This is a genomic window from Okeania sp. SIO2B9, assembly GCF_010672505.1.
Lineage (GTDB): Bacteria > Cyanobacteriota > Cyanobacteriia > Cyanobacteriales > Microcoleaceae > Okeania > Okeania hirsuta.
On sequence record NZ_JAAHGK010000418.1, the window covers coordinates 1 to 5579 of the forward strand.

6 protein-coding genes are annotated in these 5579 nt (G+C 34.4%); 5 read left to right on the plus strand and 1 reads right to left on the minus strand.

Features of this window, described 5'->3' with window-relative positions; all coding sequences use genetic code 11:
- The first annotated feature begins 123 nt into the window (after positions 1–123).
- From F6K13_RS15845 to F6K13_RS15865, 5 genes are all read left to right on the plus strand, one after another.
- Positions 124–1347: a DUF1460 domain-containing protein gene (locus tag F6K13_RS15845; RefSeq protein ID WP_124143274.1), complete on the plus strand. Its 1224-nt coding sequence runs from the start codon at positions 124–126 to the stop codon at positions 1345–1347.
- 55 nt (positions 1348–1402) lie between these two features.
- Positions 1403–1540 carry a hypothetical protein gene (locus F6K13_RS15850; protein WP_161564330.1) on the plus strand — a complete coding sequence of 46 codons (138 nt, stop codon included), beginning with the start codon at positions 1403–1405 and terminating at the stop codon, positions 1538–1540.
- A gap of 257 nt (positions 1541–1797) precedes the next feature.
- Positions 1798–2199 carry an oligosaccharide flippase family protein gene (locus tag F6K13_RS15855; protein ID WP_205127226.1) on the plus strand — a complete coding sequence of 134 codons (402 nt, stop codon included), beginning with the start codon at positions 1798–1800 and terminating at the stop codon, positions 2197–2199.
- Between the two features lie 11 nt (positions 2200–2210).
- Positions 2211–2408: a hypothetical protein gene (locus tag F6K13_RS15860; protein WP_161564331.1), complete on the plus strand. Its 198-nt coding sequence runs from the start codon at positions 2211–2213 to the stop codon at positions 2406–2408.
- 205 nt (positions 2409–2613) lie between these two features.
- Positions 2614–3324 (plus strand): TIGR00266 family protein, encoded by a 711-nt coding sequence (locus F6K13_RS15865; RefSeq protein ID WP_124143275.1) that lies wholly within the window; start codon positions 2614–2616, stop codon positions 3322–3324.
- 499 nt (positions 3325–3823) lie between these two features.
- On the opposite strand, the gene F6K13_RS15870 is transcribed toward F6K13_RS15865, so the two are convergent.
- Positions 3824–5113, minus strand: a complete 1290-nt coding sequence (locus tag F6K13_RS15870; RefSeq protein WP_287287820.1) for a D-alanyl-D-alanine carboxypeptidase — start codon at positions 5111–5113, stop codon at positions 3824–3826.
- Positions 5114–5579 lie beyond the last annotated feature (466 nt).

A 5579-nucleotide genomic window follows, 5' to 3' on the forward strand; every position in this document is an offset into this window, starting at 1 on the left:
GAGCGATCGCTCTCTAGCACAAATTGCAAATAAATATGGGTGGAGTCGTTATTTACTAGTATCTAAAAGTGCAGCAGGAGATCGAGCTGGAGAAGAATCACGAATAGCAGATTCTTTTGAAAAATGAGAAAATTATTAAAGTTAATTATTTTAACAGTAGCGATTACTGGCAGCAATACAGGAATTTTATCTATTGTGAATAAGATTAATGCTGCTCAAAATAGTGTTAATTTACAGACTAAATATATTGCTAATGTTCGGGATAATCGCAAAATAAAATCTGACAATAAAAATAATATTAATTCACAATTATCTGCTTCAGAAAAACTATCTAATTTTCGTATAGTTCAATTTGATGATACTACTTTAAAATCTCTAGATATTGATGAAAAAAAATCATCAAAATTATCTATTTTATCAAGGCAAAATATTTTAAAAGAAGCACCTATAGGTCCTTCTCAACCTCCGACAAGACCAGTAATTGATGTTCAGTTAAATAAAAGTGTTGGAGACAAAAGAATTAAAAAACCATCAGCTAATAATATTCCCGAAGATCCTCAGTTTAAACCAGTGATGGAATATGCTATAAAACAAAATCTTTCTCAACGTCCGATGGCAGAAATTATGCAGGCGATCGCTGATTATTTTATTGGTGCTCCCTACAAGGCTGGATTATTAGACCAATCAAATCAAGAATCTTTAGTTATTAGTTTAGATGGATTTGATTGTGTATTATTTGTGGAAACTGTCTTGGCAATGGCTAGGGGAATAGCAATGGAAGATTATGCTTATTTGACCTTTATTAATAACATTAGAAACCAGCGTTACTGGAAAGGTAAAATGGATGGATATTGCAGCCGTTTACATTATTTTTCTGAATGGATTGCTGATAATCAAAGACGTGGAACTGTTATAGATATCGGTGTTGAATTAGGTGGTGAAAGGGTAAATAAGCAATTATTTTTTATGAGTAAAAATAGATTTAAGTATCCACAAATTGCTAGGAATGATGCTAATTATCAATGTATTGTTAGTATGGAAGATAGTATCAGTAAACTGAAAATTAATTATATTCCTTACTATAAAATTAGTACCGTTTATTCTCAGTTAAAAGCGGGAGATATAGTCGCCGTAGCAACAGAAATTAATGGCTTAGATGTGACTCATACTGGTTTAGTTTATCGTAATTCTGATGGTAATATTGGTTTGATTCATGCTTCCCCTGCGGGAAAAGTAACGGTTGCTTATGATTTAGAAAGATATATTTGGAATGTGGAAAGTGCCATTGGTATTTTAGTGGCAAGACCCGTCGATCCAAGAGAAGTAGTAGGGGTTAACGGTCGTTAACCCCTACAGGTGGTGTATAGTTTCATCTTTTGCGTAATCAAAAAAATCAGCATCTATGACTCAAACTTCACTATCAGCAAATTCAGACAGTTTCAATTTCAGCGCTCTAGTTAAAGATGTTAAAGTAGCCTTGATTATCGGTACTTTGGCAAAAAATATGTTAAGAACAGCATCAAACCCTTATATAGTCTAGGTTTTACATTTAACCAACCTTTTTCCTGATATATCTAGGTTTGAGCCATTTTGAACCAGAGCAACGTATTTCCCTTGCCCCTACTAGCTTTAAAGGCATTTTCGCTGTAAAAAATATCAAAGTACCGTTATTCAATTAACAGGGTTATTGCTGATCTACTTAGTTAAAAGAGTTGTTGGGAAATAAAAGTTGAACAATGCTCAAAAGCTTACCATATAAGGCTTTTACGATTTTAGGTATAAAGAATGCTATAAACTTTGACTGATAAGGGTTTTAGCCATTTTTTTGGCTTAATTCCCAACAACTCTAAAGTATTTCTAGCCCGATGGATGGGTAAAACTGAGTACGGAATTTATGAATATGTCATCTCTTGGTCATTACTCTTAGCAATTCCAGCAGGATTGGGTTTCCCTCGCACGGTATTGCGCTTAATTTCCGAATACCGAGTTAAGCAAGATTGGTGGCGTTTGGGCGGTATTATGCGTGGCAGCTTGTTACTGACCATATTGAGTAGTGTCTTTTTGTGTTTAGTTACCACGGGTCTAATTTTATTGCTCAACCATTATCACAGCTTTGCCTATGCAAAACCACTTCTAATTGTGATTTGGTTGGTGCCATTACAGACTTTAGTTAAGTTATTTATGGTTATGCTGCTTTAGTTAATATTGTTTTGAATGGAGTATTAATTCCTATCTTTGGTTCCATTGGAGCAGCGATCACTACTAGCTTGACTATGGCGATGTGGAATATCTGGCTTAGTTTCCTAGTGATTAAGCATTTAGGTATTTACCCTTCGGTTTTTTATAGTTTTTTTGCTAAAAGAGGGAGTCGGAAGTCGGGGGAAATAATTGATGATTTATGCGTATGAGATTGATTTTATTTTTTATGATCAGGACTTATGCAGAACCACCATCTCTTGGTGCGCGTTCCTTTGCGTCTGACGCCGACGCGGGGTTGCACCGCTATCTAGTAGGGGCGAATGGCCATTCGCCCCTACAGAAGGTTTATGATTTGATATTTTGCGTAAGTCCTGAATGTTATAAGATCAATAATTTTAAGGATATGTATGTATTATGGCCGCTGATATTATTGACTATGAAATCAAAGGAGAATCTCTACAATTAGTAGAAATTGAACTTGACCCTGAAGAAGGAGTTAGAGCAGAAGCAGGAGCAATGACCTATATGGAACAAGGCATTGAAATGCAAACTACCACTGGTGGTGGTGCTTGGAAAGGTTTTAAGCGAATGTTGACTGGGGCAAGTTTTATGATTACCACTTTTTTCAATCGAGGTACAGGTAAAGCTAGAGTTGCTTTTGCTGCTCCCTATCCAGGGCAAGTTATTCCTTTAAATTTAACGGAATTAGGTGGAGAATTTTTATGTCAATCTAGTTCTTTTCTATGTGCTGCTAATGGTATTGATATTGAAATTGCTTTTACTAAAAAGGTGGGTGCTGGTTTCTTCGGTGGAGAAGGTTTTATCCTGCAAAAATTACAGGGAAATGGATTAGCTTTTGTTCATGCTGGTGGTACAATTGTAGAAAAAAATTTAGCTGACGGGGAAGAATTACGGGTAGAAACTGGTGCAGTTGTTGGTTTTTCTACGTCGATAAAATATGAGATTGAAATGATGGGTGGTTTGAAGAATATTGTATTTGCTGGAGAGGGTTTATTTTTAACTAAACTAACGGGTCCTGGTTTAGTTTATATACAAAGTTTACCTCTTTCAACTATGGCACTAAAAATTGTTGCTGCTGCACCTGTTCAGCAGTCAATTTCTTAGAAAATAGGGAGTAGGAAGTAGTAGGGACGTTGTATGCAAAGTCCCTCAAGAGTAGGGAGAAATAATTGATTTTATTTTTTATTATTGGAGATGTCTAATACCAATTTGAAAAAAATAATGATTTACTTGAGTAATTAACAGGCAAAATGACCTTTTTGATAATTATTAACCTTATTAAGCAGAAGCTTGTTAATTATTGCTCTGCTGATTAAATCTAAAAGTATTGACAGATAAATTTTTAGCCTTTTTAGGTTCTTAAAAAGTGTAAGTTTTTAGGTCATTCAGGTTCAAAAAGTGAGCCTTTAATGCTCACTACAGCAGAAAAATCAAGGGACTATTCTTCCTGGTAGATCCTCTATAACTCCTATTTATTCTGACTCTGTACGGACGTTGGATGCAACGTCCCTACTCATACTTTTTCAGCAAACCCTAATTATTCATGTTTTGACTACTCCTCTACAGACCTTGTACGCAACCTCCCTATCCGCTCCCCTACTCCCTATTGTATAATTTCACTACGAGAAGTTTTAGTTTTTCTCTCAGGATTAGCTGTTAAGTTTGCTGGTGATAAATCAACATAACCCCAGTTATTTAAAACATCTTTAAGTAAAATTTCTTGCTGGTTGCGTAACTCTGTTACACTAGCTCCTTTGTTCAGAATTGTAAACCAAACAACTCCCTTTTCTTTTGTTGGTAAAGCTCCTGCTAAAGCACTAACATAATCCAGGGTTCCAGACTTAACTACTGCCAAATTTGGAAGTTGTTTACGTTCATCTAAAATACCTTTATCTTTACCTACAATAACAAATACATCTGCCACATTCATATTATATTGCTGAAGATATTTATCTATTGCTAGAAACATTCCCGTAGCAGCGCGAGGAGAAATACGATTTTCTTCTCCTAAACCAGAACCATTAATTAATGTAATTTCCTCTTTTGGTACTCCTACAAATTGAGCTGCTTTTTCCGCAACTACTTGATAGCCTCCCACCGCTTCAGCTAACATATCTGCCATTAAATTATTGCTATATTGATTCATCTTTTTCACCAGTTCAGCCATCGGAAAAGAATAATGTCTAACTAATAGTTTAATATTTTCACTATGAGTAAGAGAAACTGCTACAACCCCATCAATTATTACTTGTGGTTTTGCTGTACCTGGAGGCAAAGTCTGATATTGATTTAAAACTTCTGAAGACCAAATTTGACTGTTTAATCCTTGTTTCAATAAATTACCAGCAGTCTGAGGATTAGATTCAAAGTTCATGTAAAATTTGCCAGTAATAATTAGATTTCCAGTAACTCTTTGAATCCCCATTTGATTTAATAAATTACCAATAGCGATCGCTTCTTCCCATACAAAAAATGGATCTTCTCCTCCTTGAATGACTAAATCTCCATTTAAAACGCCATTTTCAATTGTACCTGTTGTGCCAATTAAAGTAATAAATTGATGGTCGGGATTGAAAGTTTTTAAGGCTACTAAAGAAGTTGCTACTTTAGTAATTGAAGCTGCTGGTAAAGGAATTGTACCTTGATAATTTGCTAATAAAGTATCATTTGATTGTATCCATATTCCTTGATTTTGTTGAGAAAATCCTTGATTTGCTAATCTACTAAGATATGTTTGTACTTGAGTAGAGGCTATTTTTTCAGGATTATCTGGAGGTAGTGTTAAGGGTTTTTCCGGAATTTCAATTGATACTTTTGGGGAAGGTGTGGTTTCAGGAGAAGGAGATGGTATTTCTGGTTCAGGTGATTTACACCCAGCTAAAGATAACGCCATACAGATAGTAGTTATAAAAATTTTTTTTAGCATTAGTTTCGTCTTCATTTATTGCAGTAATATCTAGAGATTATACTATAGTTAACTCTGTCTGGCATTTTAGCAGTTTACATAGCAGAAGGAAGAAGTAATAAGTAAGAAGATTGTAGTTATCTACAACAGAAGGAAAAATCTGGCGTTTTCTGAGTTTTAACCTTTTTATCTGTCCGCGTCCTTTCTTTCCACTGCCATATCAAAAAATAATCAAATATTGATACTTTGACTTTGTTTGATTAGATTTTTTTTTAGATAAATAATATAGTTAATTTAGCAATAAATTTTGCCCGAAACAATCGTCTATTTTATGCTCAACTTAACAGAATAAATTGTAGATTCAACTAGAACTTATTACCCACTTCTGATTAAATATAAATAGTTTTTGTCAATTTGTGCAAGAGAATCTAAAATCTAATATTAAGTATGAATA